Here is a 16,388-nt window from a genome sequence, read left to right on the forward strand (position 1 = left end):
AGCGGTGGAGGAAGATACCCGACGAATCGGGATCATGGGCGGAACCTTCGATCCGATCCATCACGGTCACCTGGTCGCGGCCAGCGAGGTGGCCGACCGGTTCGGGCTCGACGAGGTCATCTTCGTGCCCACCGGTCACCCGTGGCAGAAGGCCGACGAGCCGGTCTCCTCGCCCGAGGACCGTTACCTGATGACGGTGATCGCGACCGCCTCGAACCCCCGCTTCCAGGTCAGCCGGGCCGACATCGACCGGGACGGCCCGACCTACACCGTCGACACCCTGCGCGACCTGCACGAGGAGTACGGCCCGAAGGCGCAGTTGTTCTTCATCACCGGGGCGGACGCGCTGGACAAGATCCTGTCGTGGAAAGACGCCGACCAGATGTTCGAGCTGGCCCACTTCATCGGGGTGACCCGGCCGGGTTTCGAACTCTCCGCCCGGCACCTGCCGGCCGACTCGGTGAGCCTGGTCCAGGTGCCGGCGATGGCGATCTCGTCCACCGACTGTCGGGCGCGGGTGGCCGCGGGGGAGCCCGTCTGGTACCTCGTGCCCGACGGTGTGGTCCAGTACATTGCCAAACGCCGGCTCTATCAGTAACGGTTTGGCACGGTTTGCGACCCGTTGTTCGCTAACTGCCAAGTCGTAACTCGGCCACGTGTGAGAGGCTAGATAGGTCTCATGGTCGACCCAAAGGAGTACGGTGACAGCTTCCGATCGCGCCCTCGAGCTGGCATTGGCCGCCGCACAGGCCGCCGCTGACAAGAAGGCGCAGGACATCGTCCTGATCGACGTAGGCGACCAGCTGGCCATCACCGACGTGTTCCTGATCGCCTCGGCGCCGAGCGAGCGCCAGGTACAGGCGATCGTCGACGCGATCGAGGAGCAGCTGCTCACCCTCTCGGAGAAGGCTAAGCCGGTCCGGCGCGAGGGCGAGCGGGCCGGACGCTGGGTGCTGCTCGACTACGTCGACATCGTGGTGCATGTCCAACACACCGAGGAGCGCGAGTTCTACGCTCTCGACCGGCTGTGGAAGGACTGCCCGATCATCCCGTTCGTGGACCGTGACCTCGTCGACGCCGACGCCGGCCACGGCGAATGACCCGACTGATCATCTGGCGGCACGGCAACACGGACTGGAACGCGGACAACCGCGTCCAGGGTCAGACCGACACCCCGCTCAACGCGCTGGGTCTCGAACAGGCCGCCGCCGCGGCGGCCCTGCTGGCCGAACTGAAGCCGGACGCCATCGTCGCCAGTGACCTGCAACGGGCCACCCGCACCGCGGAGGCCCTCGCCGCGCTGACCGGGCTGCCGGTACGCACCGACGCCCGGCTGCGCGAGCGTTTCTACGGGCAGTGGCAGGGGCTCACCATGGCCGAGGTCGCCGCCCGGTTCCCGACCGAGCACGCCCGCTGGCGCAACGGTGACGCCGATCCCGGTTGCCAGGTCGAAGCCCTGGACGACCTGGCCAAGCGGATCGGCACCGCGTTCCAGGCAGCGGCCGACGTCAAGCCCGGCGGCACCACCGTGGTCGCCACCCACGGCGGCGGCGCCAAGCAGGGGTGCGGTCACCTGCTCGGCTGGGGGCCGCCGATCCTGCGCGCGCTCGGCTCGTTGCAGAACTGCCACTGGACCGAGCTGCGCCACGACGAGGTACGCGGCTGGCAGCTACGCGCGCACAACGTCGGCCCGGCCGCCCGCGAGCCGATTCCCGCCGCCATCTGAGCCGTAGCGGTGGCCGACCGGCCCGTTTCGGCTGTCTTCCCCAGCCGTTCACTGGTTATTTGCCGGCAATTATCCTGGTCGCGACCCATATCGTCGGCAGCGGTCACCAGGTAGATCAGCTACCGTGCCGGGATGCCCGTCGCGGTTGCCACCGACTCCACCGCCTACCTGCCGGATCCCCCCACCGGTCCGGCGGCGGTTGCCGCTGAAACCCGGCTCACCGTCGTCCCGCTCACGGTCGTCCTCAATGGGGTGCCGGGGCTGGAGGGCATCGAGGTGTCACCGGCCGACGTGTCCCGGGCGATGACCGGGCGCCGGGCCGCGGTCAGCACCTCCCGGCCGTCACCCGAGCAGTTCGTCGACGCGTACCGCCGGCTGTTCGAGCAGGGCGCGACCGGGATCGTGTCGGTGCACCTGTCCGCCGAACTCTCGGGCACGGTCGAGGCGGCGACGCTGGCCGCCGCCGAGTTCGACCACCGGGTCACCGTGATCGACTCCCGGTCCACCGGGATGGGGCTCGGTTTCCCCGCCCTGGCCGCCGCCCGAGCCGCCGCACACGGCGCCGACCTGGCCGAGGTGGCACAGGCGACCCGGGACGCGATCGACCGTACGTTCACCTTCTTCTACGTCGACACCCTCGAATTCCTCCGCCGGGGTGGCCGGATCAACGCCGCCGAGGCCCTGTTCGGCACCGCCCTGTCGGTCAAGCCGATCCTGCACGTCCGTGACGGTCGGATCGCCGTCCGGGACAAGGTGCGCACTGCGAGCCGGGGACTGGCCAGACTGGTCGACCTGGCCGTTGCCGCCGCCGACGAGTCGGCGGTCGACGTCGCCGTACACCACCTGGCCGCGCCGGAGCGCGCGGAAGCCCTGGCCGAGGCGCTGGCCGTACGCCTCGGCGACCGACTGCACGACCGGCACGTCACCGAGGCGGGTGCGGTGGTCGGTGCGCACGCCGGACCGGGGCTTGCCTGCGTGGTGGTCCACCGACGGGCGTGATCTTCCGCCTTTGTTCAGCCCAGGGTGAGCCAGTGGATGCCGAGGTGGTTGATCCGCTCGGTTTCGGCGGGGGTGATCGGGGTGCGTCCGGTGGCTTTGAGTAGGAAGGTCAGCCGGTCCCAGCCAAGGGCGCTTCTCGCGGTGGTACCGCCCAGCAGGTCCTCGACCAGTTCGGCGGCGGGAGCGGTCAGCCACGGTGGGCGGTCCAGGGCCGCGGCCAGGTCGAGGCCGTGCACCGCGACCTCCACCACCCGGGTACGCAGGAACTCCGTCAACAGCATCGGATCACCGTGCCGGGTGCGTACGACCCGGTCGTGCGGCTCGGCCCGGCAGAGCTTGTCCACCTGTTGCCAGGTGGCGGTGAAGTCCCCGAGCAGCACGTCTCCGCTGCCTAGCGTCGCCGCGTGCTCCTGGGCCAGCCCGATCCGGGTCGTGTTGGTGTCCGGGGCGAACCGCTCGTCCGGCCGGTAGTACGCCGTCGCGTCCACCTCCGCGCGGGGCGGTGGTTCGGCCGCCAGCATCCCCGGCAGCCAGGCGATCACCACTCTGAGGTGGGCGAGCAGGTCGCGTACGCGCCACGGGGTGCAGGCGGTGGGACGGTCCCAGTCCGACTCGGACAGCCCGGTGAGTGTTCGGGTGAGCTGCTCGGCCTCGCCCCGGAAGACGTCCAACACCGCTGCCTGCGCCATGATGATCAACGTACCAATCGGGCGGTCAGCCTCCGTCCGTTGGTGTGGTTCTCATGATCTTGAAGAGTTCGGCCGGCTGTAGCGAGCCGAACTCTTCGGCATCATGAGCTATCCCCGTGAGGGATGAGAGCCCTAGCAGATACGAGCGTGATCAGGGCGTTTTCCACAGGTGGGTGAGTTGTCCACAGGAGACCTTCGGTCGGCGGCGCGACCGGTCCGCCTCGCCTACCGTCCGACCGGTGTCCGATGACGACGAGACCAGAGTGCGGGAGCGGCTGGCCCGGTTGCTGCGCGGCGGGGCGACCCGTCCGGCCGTACCGGTGGGGGTTGGTGTTCCCCCGCCGGGTGACAACCCGGCGCCGAGTGGGCTGGGTGGGCCGGGTGCGTTCGACCCTGGCCGGCGCGGGGTCAGGGCGCTCGCGGTGGTGGCCGTGCTGGTGGTGCTCGGCGCCGCCGGTTGGGCCTGGCAGGCCCGCCCGCAGGCCGAGCCGGTCGCCGCCGCCACGCCGGGCGCCGAAGAGCCGACATCCGCCAGCGCCGGGACAGCTCCGGGCCCGAGCGCGAGCGCCGGAGCCGAGGTGGTCGTCGCGGTTGCCGGAAAGGTACGCCGACCCGGCCTGGTCCGGCTCCCCACCGGAGCCCGGGTCGCCGACGCGCTGACGGCCGCCGGAGGTGCCCTGCCCGGCGTCGACGTCGCGCTGCTCAACCTGGCCCGCAAGGTCACCGACGGCGAGCTGATCCTGGTCGGGGTGACCGCCCCGCCCGGAGTCGCCGCCGGACCCGCCGGTCCGGGACAGCCCGCCGACCCGGCGGCCGGCGGCGGCAAGGTCAACCTGAACACCGCCACCCTCGCCCAACTCGACACGCTGCCCGGCGTCGGGCCGGTGCTCGCCCAGCGCATCCTCGACCATCGTGACCAGCGCGGCGGCTTCCGCTCGGTGGGCGACCTGCGGCAGGTCAGCGGCATCGGCGACGCCCGGTACGAGCAGCTCAAGGAACTGGTCACGGTATGAGCGCGGCAGCGCTGGTCCAGGCGGGCGAAGCGGTCGAGCCGGACGCCCGTACGGCGCCACCGGACCTGCGGCTCGCCGGGGTGGCGGTGGCGACCTGGCTCTCAGCCCTCGCCGTGCTCTACCTGTCGGCCCGGTCCGGAGTGCTGATCGCCCTGGTCACCGCCGCATTCGCGCTGGCCCTCGCCGCCCGGCTGACCTGGCTCCAGCACCGCAGCCCGCTCGCCGGCCGGTACGGCTGGGTCGCGGTCGCCGTACTGATCGGGGTGGTGTGCGGCAGTGCGGCGACGGCAGCCCGGCTCGGCGTACGGGACGCGGAGCCGTTGGCCGAGTTGTCCCGTACGCGTGCGCCGGTCACCGTCGAACTGGTCGTACGCGACGACCCGCGTGCGGTGGCCGGGGCGGCGGGACGGCCGGCGATGCTGCTGCTCTCGGCCGAGCTGTCCTGGCTGCGCGGGCCGGACCAGCGGAAGATCGAGATCCCGGCGCGGATTCTGGTGCTGGCCACCGATCCGCAGTGGCGCGACCTGCTGCCGGGGCAGCGGCTGACCGCCAGCGGTCGGTTGGCACGGGCGCGCGGCGGTGACCTGACGGCGGCCGTACTGTCGGCGAACAGCGCTCCCGTGCGGATCGGTACGCCTTCGTGGACCCAGCGGGTGGCCGGGACCCTGCGGGCCGGGTTGCAGCGCGCCTGCCTGCCCCTGGCCGACGAGCCAGGCGGACTGCTGCCGGGGCTGGTGGTCGGCGACACCAGTCGACTGCTGCCGGCCGTCGAGGACGACTTCCTCACCACCGGCATGACGCACTTGAACGCTGTTTCGGGAGCAAATGTCGCGATCGTCGTTGGATTGGTGCTGCTCTGCGCCCGCTGGGCCCGCGCCGGCCCGTGGCTGACCGCCGTGATCTGCGCGATCGCGCTGGTCGGCTTCGTGATCCTGGCCCGACCCTCGCCGAGTGTGGTCCGGGCGGCCACCATGGGCGCGATCGGTCTGCTGGCCCTGGCGGTCGGCCGGCCACGGGCGGCACTGCCGGCACTCGGTGCCGCGATCACGGTGCTGGTGGTGGCCGATCCGGAGCTGGCCGGTGACGCCGGGTTCGCACTGTCCGTACTGGCCACGGGTGGGTTGTTGCTGGTGGCGCCGAAGTGGCGGGACCGGATGCGGGCTCGGGGAGTGCCGGCGGGGCTGGCCGAGGCGCTGGCCATCCCGGCGGCTGCGCAACTGACCTGCGCCCCGGTGGTGGCGGGACTGTCCGGGACGATCAGCCTGGTGGCCGTACCGGCGAACCTGCTTGCGGTGCCGGCGATCGCGCCGGCCACCGTACTCGGCGTGGCCGCCGCCACGGTGTCACCCGTCTGGCCGGCGGGCGCCGAGTTCGCGGCCTGGCTCGGGAGCTGGCCGGCGTGGTGGCTGGTGCTGGTCGCGCGTTACGGGGCTCGGGTGCCGGCCGGAACACTGCCCTGGCTGGATGGCGTCGCCGGTGGGCTGCTGCTCGGCGCGCTCACCGTGGCGCTGCTGGTCGCCGCCCGGCATCCGCTGGTCCGCCGGCTGGTCGCGGTGGTCGCGGTCGCGGTGGTGATCGGCGCGTTACCGGTACGCCTGGTCGCCTCGGGTTGGCCGCCGGACGGCTGGGTGTTCGCGCTCTGCGCGGTCGGTCAGGGTGACACCGCCGTGCTGCCGATCGGGCCGGGCCGGGCCGTCGTGGTCGACGCCGGACCTGACCCGGCGGCGGCCGACCGGTGCCTGCGTCGGCTCGGCGTACGGTCGGTGCCGTTGCTGGTGATCAGCCACTTCCACGCCGACCACGTCGGTGGGCTGGCCGGGGTGCTGCGCGGGCGCCGGGTCGGTGCGGTGGTGACTCCGCAGTGGCCGGAGCCGACCACCGGCCGTTCCGCCGTCGAACGGGCCGGTGCGGCGGCCGGCATCCCGGTCAGCGGCATCGGTCCGGGCTGGCGGTACGTCGCCGGCCAGGTGGAACTGACCCTGCTCGGTCCGCCGTACCCGATGCGGGGCACCAGATCGGACCCGAACAACAACTCGCTGGTGCTTCGGGCGCGGGTCGGCGGCGTACGGGTGCTGCTCGCCGGGGACGCCGAGGAGGAGGAACAGCGGGCGTTGCTCGACGGCCTGCCCGGCACCGAACTGCGGGCGGAACTGTTGAAGGTGGCCCATCACGGATCGGCCTATCAGGAGGTCGGCTTCCTCGACGCGGTGGCGCCGGCGGTGGCACTGGTCCCGGTCGGGGTGGACAACGACTACGGCCACCCGAACCCGGCCGTGCTGTCGAGACTGGCCCGCAACGGCGCCCGGGTGCTGCGTACGGACACCGACGGGGACCTGGCCGTGGTCCGGCGCGATGGCGCGCTGGCGGTGGTCGTACGAGGACTCGGCGCAGGTGAGCGATGACCGGGCCGGCTGACCCAGCAGTCAAAGCGCGTTATGCCAGAATTAAGATAAATGCCTGGATTTGCGCTAAGTGCGGGCTCGGCTACGGGTACTGGGGTGACCAGGCCCGACGCGCGCACCTGCCGTGCGACGATGCTCAGGTGACCCCTGTTAGCCTCGCCCCGATCCTGCTCGTCCTCGGAGACGAGGAGCTGCTCGTCACCCGGGCGCTCGCCGGGGCAGCCGCATCGGCCCGGGAGATCGACTCCGGCGCCGACGTACGTGACTACGAGGCCGGATCGGTCAACCCCGGCGAGGTCGCCGAGATGCTCAGCCCCTCCCTGTTCGGCGGTCGCCGGGTACTGCTGCTGCGCAACGGCCAGGACGCCCGCAAGGACCTGGTCACCGTGCTGCTCGCGTACGCGAAGAACCCGGACCCGGACGTCCACCTGGTGGTGGCCCATGCCGGTGGCGCCAAGGGCAAGGCCTTCGCCGACGGGCTGCGGTCAGCCGGCGCCACCGTGATCCCGGCGGCCAAGCTCAAGGGTGAACGGGAACGGATCGCCTTCGTCCGGGACGAGTTCCGGCGCGGCGGCGCCAAGGCCAGCGACGACGCCGCCTCGGCCCTGGTCGCCTCGGTCGGCAACGACCTGCGGGAACTCGCCTCCGCCTGCGCGCAGCTCATCGCCGACACCGACGGGCGGATCGGTGCCGACACCGTTGCCCGCTACTACAAGGGACGGGCCGAGGTGAGCGGCTTCACCGTCGCCGACGCGGCCATGGTCGGTGACCTGCCCGCCGCGCTGGAGGCGCTGCGCTGGGCGCTGCACGTCGGCGTCGACCCGGTGCCGATCGCCGACGCCCTCGCCGACGGCGTACGGACCGTGGCGCGGGTGAGTTCCGCCGGGCGCGGCAGCGCGTACCAACTGGCCAGCAGCCTCGGCATGCCGGCGTGGAAAATCGAACGGGCGCAGCGACAGGGTCGTGGCTGGACCCCGGAAGGGCTGGTTGACGCGATGCAGGCCGCCGCCGAGTGCAACGCCGCGGTCAAGGGCGGTGCCGACGACCGGGGGTACGCGCTGGAGCGGGCGGTCTTCGCGGTCGCCGCCGCCCGAACGGGAAGTGGTACGCGGTGAGCGGACCACCCCATCTCCGGCTGCCCGGACCGCTGCGCACCGGTCGGCGCCGCCGTGCCGCCGAGGACGCCAGCTACCCCGACCTGTCGCAGGCACTGGAGGATTACGGCCCGATGGTGGCCGCGGATATCGCCGTGAGCTATCCCGGCCTGGTCGCGGAGGTCTGCGCCGACCTCGACGGGGCGTCGCGCACCGAGCACCCGACCGTACGGGTCTACCCGCGGTTGCACGAACCGGTGCACGAACCGCCACCCGTCGACGACGAACGGGTCCGCCCGCTGTACGCCCGCGTCCTTCGGCTGCGTCACGTCGACCCAGGTGGCCTGCTCTGTTTCTTCTTCTTCGAGGGCACGGTGGCCCTCGGTCTGCTGCTCGCGCTCGCCGAACTCGTCAACTGGTGGGGAGTGCTGGTCCTACCGGTGACGGTCGCCGTCATGGTCAAGCTGAACGACCTGGTCGCCGCCGCGGTGGTCCGCTCCGCGGCCCGGGTTCCCGACCTGGAGCAGGAGCGGTTCCGGCGCGAGATGCTGCCGGTCGTCGGCCGGGCCCGGGTGCCCGACTCGTGCAGGATCAGCACGTACGAGCCGGTCGGTGCGGCTGACGCGTACGGCACCCTCAACCCGGCCACGTTCGGCAACCCGGCCACGTTCGGCATCGCGGACGAGTCCACCGAGCCGGAATCGGAGGAGGCCCTGCCCGCCGCCGCGAGGCTGGTGCTGGGACGGGCCGCCGCCAGCCGGATCCGGGCCAACTCCGGCCACGCCGGCACCCGCCGTACGCCGATCGGACGCCCCACCAACACGCACCCGGCGGCGGGGGAGCGGACCGAGCAGTGGCCCGGCCAGCAGACCGGACGATGGCCCGACCCGGTGGATCCCGCACAGCAGCGGGCCCGTCAGTCCGGCGCCCCGCACTACGAGTAACGGGTGACCGCCGCGCAGGCGCGATCAGTGCAGACGACACAGCTACGCCCGCAGACGACACAGCTACGCCCCGAGCCTTCGCGGCTCGGGGCGTAAGTGGTGAAGTCTGTCGAGTCCGTCAGGCAGCGACGGAGAGCGACTCCAGGCGCTTGGCGATTGCCGACTTGCGGTTCGCCGCCTGGTTCTGGTGGATGACGCCCTTGCTGACAGCCTTGTCAAGCTTGCGCGAGGCGTCACGCATCAACGCGGTGGCCTGCTCGGCGTCACCGGCGACGGTCGCCTCGTTGAACTTGCGGATGGCGGTCTTCAGCGACGACTTGACCGACTTGTTACGCAGCCGGCGCTTCTCGTTCTGCCGGTTGCGCTTGATCTGGGACTTAATGTTCGCCACGCGACAGCCTCGTCTTGATAGCTCGGGTTGGTCAGCTTGATGCACGGGCGACGATCGGCGTAAGCCCTCAGGGGCACCAACACACAGTTACATCGCCACACGCGAAAAGCCAGGTTACCAGGTCGGCCCGGTGGGGCCAAAACCGGTCACCGCCAGCCGCGCCGGGTGGCCAGCCAGCTCAGCGCGGTCTCGCCGCTCCACCGCTGGTGCGCCCGCAGGTGCGGGGACTCGCCGGAGGGTTCCGTCGTCGCCCGGACCAGCCAGTATCCGGCGAGCGCGGCGAGCGTGGCGTCCAGCCCGTCGACCGGCACGTCGCGGGTCGCGGGATGCGTGGCGAAGGCCCGGTCGGCGTCCAGCCCGCTGGCGTACACGGTGACCAGCAGGCCGGCCAGGTCGAACCAGGCGGGGCCGAAACAGAGCCAGTTCCAGTCGCAGAGCCACGCGGCCCCACTCCGGTCGACGAGTACGTTGTCCAGCCGCAGGTCGCCGTGGATCACGCTGGTGCTGTACGCGTAACCGGGCAGCAGGCCCTCCAGTGCGGCCAGCTCCGGCAGCCGGTCACGCAGGCTCGCCGGCACCCCGGCCGGCACCGGCTCGTGCCCGTCGACGATCTCGCGCCACCAGGAGAGGTCGGCCCGGAGCAGGTCGGCGAGCTGCGGCAGGCCCAGCGCGACAAGTTCGGCCGGGGGTTCACGCAGCGCCTCGGCCACCCGCGCGTACGCGTGCAGCGTGGCGGTCAGGTCCGCCGGGTGCCACGGCAGGGCGGGCATCCTTCCGTCGACGGCGTCCAGGCAGATCACGAAGTACCCGGCGGCGATGAGGGTCCACCGGGGGCGGGCGACCGGCAGGTCGGGCGGCAGGGCGGCGATGATCGCGGTCTCCCGGGCGTACCAGTCGCTCAGGTGGCGCTGGTCGGCCAGCGAGGCGGCCTTGACGAAGACCCTGTCCCCGGCGGTGGTGTCGAGCACCCCGGCGAAGCCGTTGGTGAAGCCGCCACCGGCGGTGGTCGCCCAACTGACCCTGGCCCCGAGCCGGGCACCGATCGCGGCGCGCAACTCCGCCGGCAGGTCGGCCCAGTCCGGCCGTACGGCGGTCGCACCGTACGGCACCAGCGGTAACGAACTCGCCATGCCCACCATCCTGCCTCAGCCAGCGCCGACCGACGTTCCCGCCGGTCGGCGTGACCGACGTCGCCGCCGGTCGGCGTGACCGACGTCGCCGCTGGTCGGGGTGACCGACGTCGCCGCGGGCCGAGGTTGCCGCTGGCCGGGCGGAGACCGGCCGGAGCGTGGCTTCGGCGGGGGTGGCGGGCGATGTCACAGCGGTCTGCCAGACTGCCGGGACATGAGGACCGACGACTTCTGGGCGCTGATCGACGATGCCCGCACCGGCGCCGACGGCAACAGCGAGGCGATCATCGCGCGGGCGGTGGCCCTGCTGGCGGCCCGGGACGTGACCGAGATCGCCGGTTTCGACCAGCACCTGTGGCGGGTGCTGGCGGCCTCCTACCGGGCGGATCTCTGGGGTGCGGCGTACCTGATCAACGGGGGCTGCTCCGACGACGGCTTCGAGTACTTCCGCTGCTGGCTGATCCTCCAGGGGCGGGCGACCTTCGCCCAGGCGGTCAAGGACCCCGACTCCCTGGCCGCGCTGCCCGCGGTCCGCCAGGCGGCGGTCACCGGCGAGGAGTTCGAGGCCGAGGACGTACTGCACCTGGCCCGCAACGCCTACCTGAAGGCGACCGCGAGCGAGCTGCCGGCGCAGGAGCACGCCGCCTACCCGGAGCTGGACGAGTTCTGGGACTTCGACGACGAGGCCAGCGCTCGCCAGCAGCTGCCCCGGCTCGCGGCACTCTTCGTGGAGCCGCCCGCCGAGTGACCGGCACCGTCGGGTGGAGAACCGGCGCCGTCGCGCCGTCGATGCCGTCCCGACGACCGGGGGTTGTCGTAGGCCACCGGCACAATGTCGCGCCATGGACATCGACGGGTTCTGGGACCTGATCGAGCGCTCGGCGGTACCGGCCGGGTCACCGGACGACCGGCTGGAGTGGCTCACCGACCGGCTCGCCGAGCTTCCGGTCGCCGAGATCATGGACTTTCCGGTACGCCTCGACGAGCTGCGCCGCCGGGCCGACACCCACCTGCTGTGGGGTGCGGCGTACCGGATCTGTGCCGGTCACTGTTCCGATGACGGTTTCCACTACTTCCAGGCGTGGCTGGTCGGACTCGGTCGGGACGTTTTCGAGCGGGTCGTGCGTGATCCGGACGAGCTGGCCGAGGTGCCGGCGGTACGGCGACTGGCCGGGCGGGCGCTGCGCGACTGGGACGACGACGAGTGGCCGGACTGGGAGGGGCTCGACTACGTGGCGGACACGGCGTACGAGCGGGTGACCGACGGGTCCGAGGAGCTGGACGAGGTGCTGGAACGCGACGGCTTCGACGTGCAGCTCACCCCGGATCCGTCCGACGCACGCTGGGACGTGGCGGATCCGGAGGAGGTCGCGGCCCGATTCCCCCGGTTGGCGCGGATGTTCCCGCTGACACCCGAGGAGGAACACCGGCCGGCTGGGCGTTCGACGGTGGCGTGAACCGGGTCAGCGGGAACTAGATCACGCGCGAGCGGGTTCGGCGGGGGACCGAGCGGGCTCGGGGTGATCGGATGGGCTGCGCCGGGGTTTCCGGAGGGCATGGGATCATAGAGAGTGGTCGGCCCCCGCGCCGACCGACGCGTACCGCCCGCCGGGCCGTCGCGTACCGCTGACCAGCCCGACCATGCCAGCTTGCCAGCCCGACCCGCTCGCCAGCCCGATTAGAACGGACCGCCGTGCCACCGACGCCCGACCCAGGCGCGAACACTCCTGGTGCCACCGATCCCGGCCGGATCAGGAACTTCGGCATCATCGCCCACATCGACCACGGGAAGTCGACCCTGGCCGACCGGATGTTGCAGCTCACCGGCGTGGTCGACCCGCGGCAGATGCGGGCCCAGTACCTGGACCGGATGGACATCGAGCGCGAGCGCGGCATCACCATCAAAAGCCAGGCGGTCCGGATGCCGTGGACCGTACGGGAGGGCGAGCAGCAGGGCGAGCACGCCGTACTGAACATGATCGACACCCCGGGGCACGTGGACTTCACGTACGAGGTGTCCCGTTCGCTGGCCGCCTGCGAGGGTGCCGTGCTGCTGGTCGACGCGGCGCAGGGGATCGAGGCGCAGACGCTGGCGAACCTCTACCTGGCGATGGAGAACAACCTCACCATCATCCCGGTGCTGAACAAGATCGACCTGCCGGCTGCCCAGCCGGAGAAGTACGCCGAGGAGCTGGCCCACCTGATCGGGTGCGACCCGAGCGACTGCATCCGGGTTTCCGGCAAGACCGGCGAGGGGGTGCCGTACCTGCTCGACGAGATCGTGCGGCAGTTCAACCCGCCGGTCGGTGACGCCGACGCACCGGCCCGCGCGATGATCTTCGACTCGGTCTACGACGTCTACCGGGGCGTGGTGACCTACGTCCGGGTGATCGACGGGCGGATCGAGGCCCGTGAGCGGATCAAGATGATGTCCACCGGCGCGGTGCACGAGCTGCTGGAGATCGGTGTCATCTCACCCGAGATGGAGAAGCACACCGCGCTCGGTGTCGGCGAGGTCGGCTACCTGATCACCGGCGTGAAGGACGTACGCCAGTCGCGGGTCGGTGACACCGTCACCATCAACTCCCGGCCGGCAACGCAGGCGCTCGGTGGTTACAAGGACCCGAAGCCGATGGTCTACTCGGGCCTCTACCCGATCGACGGCTCGGACTACCCGAACCTGCGCGACGCGCTGGACAAGCTCAAGCTCAACGACGCCGCGCTCGACTACGAGCCGGAGACCTCCGGCGCGCTCGGTTTCGGCTTCCGCTGCGGCTTCCTCGGCCTGCTGCACCTGGAGATCATCCGGGAGCGGCTGGAGCGCGAGTACAACCTCGACCTGATCTCCACCGCGCCGAACGTGGTCAACCGGGCGCTGCTGGAGGACGGCAGCGAGATCACCGTGACCAACCCCAGCGAGTACCCCACCGGCCGGGTGGCCGAGGTGTACGAGCCGGTGGTGCGGGCGACCGTACTGACGCCGAACGACTACGTCGGCGCGGTGATGGAACTCTGCCAGGGGCGCCGGGGCAACCTCCTCGGCATGGACTACCTCTCCGCCGACCGGGTGGAGCTGCGCTACACCCTGCCCCTCGCCGAGATCATCTTCGACTTCTTCGACCAGCTCAAGAGCCGGACCAAGGGGTACGCGTCGCTGGACTACGAGCCCTCCGGCGAGCAGAAGTCCGACCTGGTCAAGGTGGACATCCTGCTGCACGGCGAGCCGGTCGACGCGTTCAGCGCGATCGTGCACAAGGACAAGGCGTACAACTACGGGGTCACCATCGCGGCGAAGCTGCAGAAGCTGATCCCACGGCAGCAGTTCGAGGTGCCGATCCAGGCCGCGATCGGCAACCGGGTCATCGCCCGCGAGACGATCCGGGCGATCCGTAAGGACGTGCTCGCCAAGTGCTACGGCGGTGACATCACCCGTAAGCGCAAGCTGCTGGAGAAGCAGAAGGAAGGCAAGAAGCGGATGAAGATGGTGGGCCGGGTCGAGGTGCCGCAGGAGGCATTCATCGCCGCGCTCTCCTCCGACGAGTCCGGCGACGGCAAGGGCGGCAAGGGCGGCGGCAAGAAGTGAGCCCGCGGGCGTACGGGACGGACGCGTCGTTCTGCCCGCGCTGCGGTGCGCCGCTGCCCGGGGCCCCGCCCACCGCCTGCGGCTCGTGCGGGTACAACCTGTTCGTCAACGCCCGCCCGACGGGCAGCCTGATCGTGCTCGACGGCGACCCGGTCACGCCCCGCTTCCTGGCCCTGCGCCGCTCCGCCGAGCCCCGCTCGGGGCTCTGGGAAACCCCGGGCGGCTTCTGCGACGGGTGGGAGCACCCGGCCACCGCCGCGGTCCGGGAGGGACGCGAGGAACTCGGCGTCGAGGTCAAGCTCGGCGACTTCGTCGGCATGTACGTCGGCAGCTACGACTACCAGGGCGAGACACTGCCCGTACTGGATGTCTTCTACCTGGCCACGATCGACGCGGGTGAGATCCGGCTCGATCCGGCGGAGTCGTCCGAGATGACGTGGTTCGATCTGGCCGATCCGCCCACACTGGCCTTCGAAACCATGGACCAGGCCGTTCGGGCTGCCGCACGACAACTGGGATGTTAAGTCGGTTTGAGAATTCAGCGGGTCGGGCACTATGCCGTCACCACACAACAGGGTGTGGATGACTTGAGTAGGAGACGACCGATGACTGTTGCTGGCATCATCACCGCACTCATTGTTGGCCTGATCGTCGGTGCGCTCGGCCGCCTGGTCGTGCCCGGCAAGCAGAACATCCCGATGTGGCTGCACATGCTGATCGGTGTAGGCGCCGCGCTTCTCGGTACCGTGATCGCACGGGCCGCGGGCATCGCGACCGAAACCGCCGGTATCGACTGGCGCGAGCTGCTGGTCCAGGTTGTCGTCGCGGCGATCGCGGTGGCCATCGTGGCCGGTGTCGGTGGACGCCGCAGCGTCAGCCGCTACTGACCCCCGGTAGCAACGTAGCTACCTCCCCCCTTGTACGACATGGCAGGGGCGTCCGACCGAAACCGGTCCGGCGCCCCTGCCGTACGTGCTGGGTGGGTTGCCCGGTGGTTAGGGTGGGTGCCATGACAGGCAGACTCGTCTCGGTCAACCTGGCCGTCGTGACCCTGGCTCCCTGGGCCGGGGATCCGAGCGGACGCAGCGGCATCGACAAGCGCCCCGCGCCGGGACCGGTGACGCTGCGCGCCGGCGGAGTGGACGGCGACTTCGTCGGCGAACTCTCGGTCCACGGCGGCCCGGACAAGGCGGTCTACTCGTACGCCCGCGAGGACGCCGCCTGGTGGTCACGGGAACTGGGGCGGGAGATCCCGCCCGGTGGCTTCGGCGAGAACCTCTCCACCGAGGGCCTCGACCTGACCGGCGCGGTGATCGGCGAGCACTGGCAGGTCGGCTCGGCGCTGCTCGAGGTGAGCCAGCCGCGTACGCCCTGCCGGACGTTCGCCGGCTTCTGGGACGTACGCGATCTGATCAAACGCTTCACCGCGCGGGCGCTGCCCGGCGCCTACCTGCGGGTGCTCCGCGACGGTGAGGTGACGGCGGGCGACGAGGTGACGGTGGTGCACCGGCCAGCGCACGGGGTGACGATCGGGGAGACGTTCCGGGCCCTGAACCTCACGCCGGAGCTGCTGCCGCGACTGCTCGACGTACCCGAACTCCCGGCCCACCTGCGGGAGCGGGTCGAGCGGCGGACCGCCCGCCAGCCCCGCTAGGGAAGGCAGAGGATCGTCGGCATGGCGCTGCGACCCGTCCAGGTGAACATCAAGGCCCTCGATGACTCGGCGGTCGGCCGGTTCTGGGCCGAAGCGCTCGGCTGGAGTGCGTACCGGCCCGGGGTGACCACCTACGTCGGACCCGTCGGTGGCTACGTCTGGCCGGACCCGGTCGCCGTCGGCATCAACGTCGTTCCCGTTCCGGAACCCAGGACGACAACGAAGAACCGCGTCCACCTCGACCTCGCCACCACCTCCGCGGCCCATCAGGCGGAGTTGGTCGCGCGCCTGGTGGCTTTCGGTGCGACGCCCGCCGACGTGGGCCAGGGGACCGTGCCGTGGACCGTTCTCGCCGACCCGGAGGGCAACGAGTTCTGCGTCCTGGAGCCCCGGGAGGTCTACCGGGACACCGGGCCGATCGCCGCGGTGGTGGTCGACTGCCAGGATCCGCGGGTCATGGGCCGGTTCTGGGGTGAGGCGTTGGACTGGACCCTGCACCAGGTGACCGACGACCAGGCGGTGCTCCGCTCCGCGAAGGGCGTCGGCCCGTACCTCGAGTTCCTTCGCCGGCCCGGCGTGAAGACCGTGCCGGACCGGGTCCATCTCGACCTGCTGCCGTACCCCGGTGACGACAAGGCGGCGGAGGTGGCCCGGCTGCGGGCCCTCGGTGCCACCGACCTCGACCTCGGCCAGGGCGACGTGCCGTGGACGTGCCTGGTCGACCCGGAGGGCCACGAGTTCTGCGTCCTCGCCCCGTCCTGAC

17 protein-coding genes and 1 pseudogene are annotated in these 16,388 nt (G+C 71.3%); 15 read left to right on the top strand and 3 right to left on the bottom strand.

Annotated features, from left to right (window positions below; all coding sequences use genetic code 11):
* The first annotated feature begins 4 nt into the window (after positions 1-4).
* The 4 genes from nadD to AB0J90_RS02690 all read left to right on the top strand — a co-directional run bounded on the left by nadD (position 5) and on the right by AB0J90_RS02690 (position 2,725).
* The gene (gene nadD, locus AB0J90_RS02675; RefSeq protein ID WP_326556244.1) at positions 5-598 is read left to right on the top strand and encodes a nicotinate-nucleotide adenylyltransferase; all 594 of its coding nucleotides are present in this window, start codon (positions 5-7) and stop codon (positions 596-598) included.
* A gap of 103 nt (positions 599-701) precedes the next feature.
* On the top strand, positions 702-1,100 hold the full coding sequence (rsfS, locus tag AB0J90_RS02680) for a ribosome silencing factor (RefSeq protein WP_363591455.1): 399 nt from the start codon (positions 702-704) through the stop codon (positions 1,098-1,100).
* The gene (locus AB0J90_RS02685) at positions 1,097-1,726 is read left to right on the top strand and encodes a histidine phosphatase family protein (protein WP_363591457.1); all 630 of its coding nucleotides are present in this window, start codon (positions 1,097-1,099) and stop codon (positions 1,724-1,726) included. The genes rsfS and AB0J90_RS02685 overlap by 4 nt, the downstream gene beginning before the upstream one ends.
* A 132-nt stretch (positions 1,727-1,858) precedes the next feature.
* A complete protein-coding gene (locus tag AB0J90_RS02690) occupies positions 1,859-2,725 on the top strand; it encodes a DegV family protein (RefSeq protein ID WP_363591459.1) in 867 nt (288 codons plus the stop codon).
* Between the two features lie 14 nt (positions 2,726-2,739).
* Here the strand turns inward: AB0J90_RS02690 and AB0J90_RS02695 are convergent, their stop codons facing one another.
* On the bottom strand, positions 2,740-3,414 hold the full coding sequence (locus AB0J90_RS02695; protein WP_363591461.1) for a maleylpyruvate isomerase N-terminal domain-containing protein: 675 nt from the start codon (positions 3,412-3,414) through the stop codon (positions 2,740-2,742).
* Positions 3,415-3,653: 239 nt separating this feature from the next.
* On the opposite strand from AB0J90_RS02695, the gene AB0J90_RS02700 reads away from it, so the two are divergent.
* The 4 genes and pseudogenes from AB0J90_RS02700 to AB0J90_RS02715 form a co-directional block, all read left to right on the top strand.
* A complete protein-coding gene (locus tag AB0J90_RS02700) occupies positions 3,654-4,427 on the top strand; it encodes a ComEA family DNA-binding protein (protein ID WP_363591463.1) in 774 nt (257 codons plus the stop codon).
* Positions 4,424-6,829, top strand: a complete 2,406-nt coding sequence (locus AB0J90_RS02705; protein ID WP_363591465.1) for a ComEC/Rec2 family competence protein — start codon at positions 4,424-4,426, stop codon at positions 6,827-6,829. Before AB0J90_RS02700 ends, AB0J90_RS02705 begins: the two co-directional genes overlap by 4 nt.
* A gap of 140 nt (positions 6,830-6,969) precedes the next feature.
* Positions 6,970-7,944 carry a DNA polymerase III subunit delta gene (holA, locus tag AB0J90_RS02710; protein WP_363591467.1) on the top strand — a complete coding sequence of 325 codons (975 nt, stop codon included), beginning with the start codon at positions 6,970-6,972 and terminating at the stop codon, positions 7,942-7,944.
* Positions 7,945-8,180: 236 nt separating this feature from the next.
* Positions 8,181-8,498 (top strand): annotated as a pseudogene (locus tag AB0J90_RS02715) (hypothetical protein); the annotation flags it as partial.
* A 487-nt stretch (positions 8,499-8,985) separates the two neighbouring features.
* On the opposite strand, the gene rpsT reads toward AB0J90_RS02715, so the two are convergent.
* Together rpsT and AB0J90_RS02725 are read right to left on the bottom strand one after the other, a co-directional pair.
* Positions 8,986-9,258 (bottom strand): 30S ribosomal protein S20, encoded by a 273-nt coding sequence (gene rpsT, locus AB0J90_RS02720; RefSeq protein WP_363591469.1) that lies wholly within the window; start codon positions 9,256-9,258, stop codon positions 8,986-8,988.
* Between the two features lie 146 nt (positions 9,259-9,404).
* A complete protein-coding gene (locus AB0J90_RS02725; RefSeq protein WP_363591471.1) occupies positions 9,405-10,388 on the bottom strand; it encodes a phosphotransferase in 984 nt (327 codons plus the stop codon).
* 214 nt (positions 10,389-10,602) lie between these two features.
* Here AB0J90_RS02725 and AB0J90_RS02730 point away from each other — a divergent pair, with 214 nt between their 5' ends.
* The 7 genes from AB0J90_RS02730 to AB0J90_RS02760 all read left to right on the top strand — a co-directional run bounded on the left by AB0J90_RS02730 (position 10,603) and on the right by AB0J90_RS02760 (position 16,387).
* Entirely contained in the window at positions 10,603-11,136 is a 534-nt protein-coding gene (locus AB0J90_RS02730) for a DUF4240 domain-containing protein (RefSeq protein WP_363591473.1), read from the top strand.
* 94 nt (positions 11,137-11,230) lie between these two features.
* Positions 11,231-11,845 carry a DUF4240 domain-containing protein gene (locus AB0J90_RS02735; protein ID WP_363591475.1) on the top strand — a complete coding sequence of 205 codons (615 nt, stop codon included), beginning with the start codon at positions 11,231-11,233 and terminating at the stop codon, positions 11,843-11,845.
* 236 nt (positions 11,846-12,081) lie between these two features.
* On the top strand, positions 12,082-13,971 hold the full coding sequence (lepA, locus tag AB0J90_RS02740) for a translation elongation factor 4 (protein ID WP_363591477.1): 1,890 nt from the start codon (positions 12,082-12,084) through the stop codon (positions 13,969-13,971).
* Positions 13,968-14,495 carry an NUDIX domain-containing protein gene (locus AB0J90_RS02745; RefSeq protein WP_363591479.1) on the top strand — a complete coding sequence of 176 codons (528 nt, stop codon included), beginning with the start codon at positions 13,968-13,970 and terminating at the stop codon, positions 14,493-14,495. Before lepA ends, AB0J90_RS02745 begins: the two co-directional genes overlap by 4 nt.
* A gap of 81 nt (positions 14,496-14,576) precedes the next feature.
* Complete coding sequence (locus AB0J90_RS02750) at positions 14,577-14,858, top strand: GlsB/YeaQ/YmgE family stress response membrane protein (protein WP_363591481.1); 282 nt, start codon at positions 14,577-14,579, stop codon at positions 14,856-14,858.
* A 122-nt stretch (positions 14,859-14,980) separates the two neighbouring features.
* A complete protein-coding gene (locus AB0J90_RS02755) occupies positions 14,981-15,625 on the top strand; it encodes an MOSC domain-containing protein (protein WP_363591483.1) in 645 nt (214 codons plus the stop codon).
* A gap of 21 nt (positions 15,626-15,646) precedes the next feature.
* Positions 15,647-16,387: a VOC family protein gene (locus AB0J90_RS02760; RefSeq protein ID WP_363591485.1), complete on the top strand. Its 741-nt coding sequence runs from the start codon at positions 15,647-15,649 to the stop codon at positions 16,385-16,387.
* Position 16,388 lies beyond the last annotated feature (1 nt).

The organism is Micromonospora sp. NPDC049523, assembly GCF_040676775.1.
Lineage (GTDB): Bacteria > Actinomycetota > Actinomycetes > Mycobacteriales > Micromonosporaceae > Micromonospora_G.

What these genes read in the sequence shown, in the direction of transcription:
- AB0J90_RS02685 (WP_363591457.1), top strand. Translation starts at nt 1,097, where the DNA reads ATGACCCGACTGATCATCTGGCGGCACGGCAACACGGACTGGAACGCG.
- AB0J90_RS02690 (WP_363591459.1), top strand. Translation starts at nt 1,859, where the DNA reads ATGCCCGTCGCGGTTGCCACCGACTCCACCGCCTACCTGCCGGATCCC.
- AB0J90_RS02695 (WP_363591461.1), bottom strand. Translation starts at nt 3,414, where the DNA reads ATGGCGCAGGCAGCGGTGTTGGACGTCTTCCGGGGCGAGGCCGAGCAG.
- AB0J90_RS02705 (WP_363591465.1), top strand. Translation starts at nt 4,424, where the DNA reads ATGAGCGCGGCAGCGCTGGTCCAGGCGGGCGAAGCGGTCGAGCCGGAC.
- AB0J90_RS02725 (WP_363591471.1), bottom strand. Translation starts at nt 10,388, where the DNA reads ATGGCGAGTTCGTTACCGCTGGTGCCGTACGGTGCGACCGCCGTACGG.
- AB0J90_RS02730 (WP_363591473.1), top strand. Translation starts at nt 10,603, where the DNA reads ATGAGGACCGACGACTTCTGGGCGCTGATCGACGATGCCCGCACCGGC.
- AB0J90_RS02735 (WP_363591475.1), top strand. Translation starts at nt 11,231, where the DNA reads ATGGACATCGACGGGTTCTGGGACCTGATCGAGCGCTCGGCGGTACCG.
- AB0J90_RS02750 (WP_363591481.1), top strand. Translation starts at nt 14,577, where the DNA reads ATGACTGTTGCTGGCATCATCACCGCACTCATTGTTGGCCTGATCGTC.
- AB0J90_RS02755 (WP_363591483.1), top strand. Translation starts at nt 14,981, where the DNA reads ATGACAGGCAGACTCGTCTCGGTCAACCTGGCCGTCGTGACCCTGGCT.
- AB0J90_RS02760 (WP_363591485.1), top strand. Translation starts at nt 15,647, where the DNA reads ATGGCGCTGCGACCCGTCCAGGTGAACATCAAGGCCCTCGATGACTCG.